Annotated in this window: 2 protein-coding genes; both read right to left on the minus strand. The window is 59.4% G+C overall.

Annotated features, from left to right (window positions below; translation table 11 throughout):
• Positions 1-162: 162 nt before the first annotated feature.
• The gene (locus tag GVL50_RS28405) at positions 163-558 is read right to left on the minus strand and encodes a YbaN family protein (protein WP_159815844.1); all 396 of its coding nucleotides are present in this window, start codon (positions 556-558) and stop codon (positions 163-165) included.
• A 10-nt stretch (positions 559-568) separates the two neighbouring features.
• The gene (locus GVL50_RS28410) at positions 569-1,156 is read right to left on the minus strand and encodes a YecA family protein (protein WP_053118230.1); all 588 of its coding nucleotides are present in this window, start codon (positions 1,154-1,156) and stop codon (positions 569-571) included.
• Between the last annotated feature and the right edge of the window lie 159 nt (positions 1,157-1,315).

The raw sequence follows: 1,315 nt of genomic DNA on the forward strand, positions 1-1,315 counted from the left end.
GCAGGATCAGCGTGGATGTTCCTCTCGGCGGTTGGACAAGCATTGCGATCACTCCTGTCTGGGTTGGGCAACGGAGTGATTTATGGCTGGAAAGGAGAGGGCTGTCACCTGTCAGATCTGACAGGTGTGGGCGATTTCAAGACGAACGGTCGCGTCGTTTACTCAGCGTTTAGGGCGCGTCTTCTGTCGCAAAATATAAACCGTCACCAACACCGCACTGGTCAACATAAACCCGCGCGCCCACGGCATTGGCACCAGATAACACGAGAACAGGATGCTCGCCCACATCAGCCCGATCGCGTAGACCTTGCCCTTGAGCGGAATGCCGTTGCCTTCGAGATAGTCACGAATCCATGGCCCGAGCCGGGGATGCTCGACCAGCCAGTGATAGAAACGCGGCGAACTGCGGGCGAAGCACGCGGCAGCCAGCAGGAGGAAAGGTGTGGTGGGGAGAACAGGCAGGAAAATACCGATCACCCCCAATGCCACGCTGAGCCAGCCGACGGCCAGCAGGATGTAGCGCAGCATCAGGGAGCGGTTGCCTATGGGGTTGTCCATAGGCCGGATCTTAGTGGTGACGTGGCTTGAGGATCGCCGGTTTTTCGTCTGGCGCCTGGCACAGCAAGTACAGCGCGGTCAGGGCTTCCGGGATCTGCACGATCATGTCGTCCATCAGGTTGGCGTCTTTGGCGATGTCTTCGAACTCAGGCTGTTCGTCGAACAGGCCCGAACCGACCATGATCGGCAGAAGCATTTCGCTGACTTCTTCTTCAGCGGTTTCGAACCAGGCGGCTTCGCGCAGGAACACGCCTTCCATGAAACCGATGCACCAGCCGCGCAGTTCGGAATCGTCCGGATCTTCACCCAGATCCAGTTCGCATGGCAGCTCGAATTCTTCATCCGACGCCAGTTGACGGGCGATGTGCGCCTTGAGGCCGATCAGCGTGGCTTCGATTTCTTCGCGCTGGGCTTCACCGCTGTAGTGCGGCTCTTCGGCGAACAGTGCGTCGATCCACTCGCGATCCGGCACGACGTCCGAGCAGATCGACAGGGCGGTCAGGTAGCCGTGAGCGGCCACGTAATCCAGCGCCTCGTCGTGCAGCTCGTCGGCGTCGAGGAAGACTTGCAGGCGGGTTAGTTGCTCAGCGAAGGACATTACGGGGCTACCTTGGGGGAATAAACAATGCGGGAATTCTAGGCCTTCTTGCGCGCTCAAGCCAGCCGCACGGCAGATTTGCCGGGCAGAACACGTCACCTGTGGGAGCGGGCTTGCTCGCGAAGGCGGTGTGTCAGGCACTTTTACATTCACTGATCC

The organism is Pseudomonas sp. 18058, assembly GCF_902706155.1.
GTDB lineage: Bacteria > Pseudomonadota > Gammaproteobacteria > Pseudomonadales > Pseudomonadaceae > Aquipseudomonas > Aquipseudomonas rustica.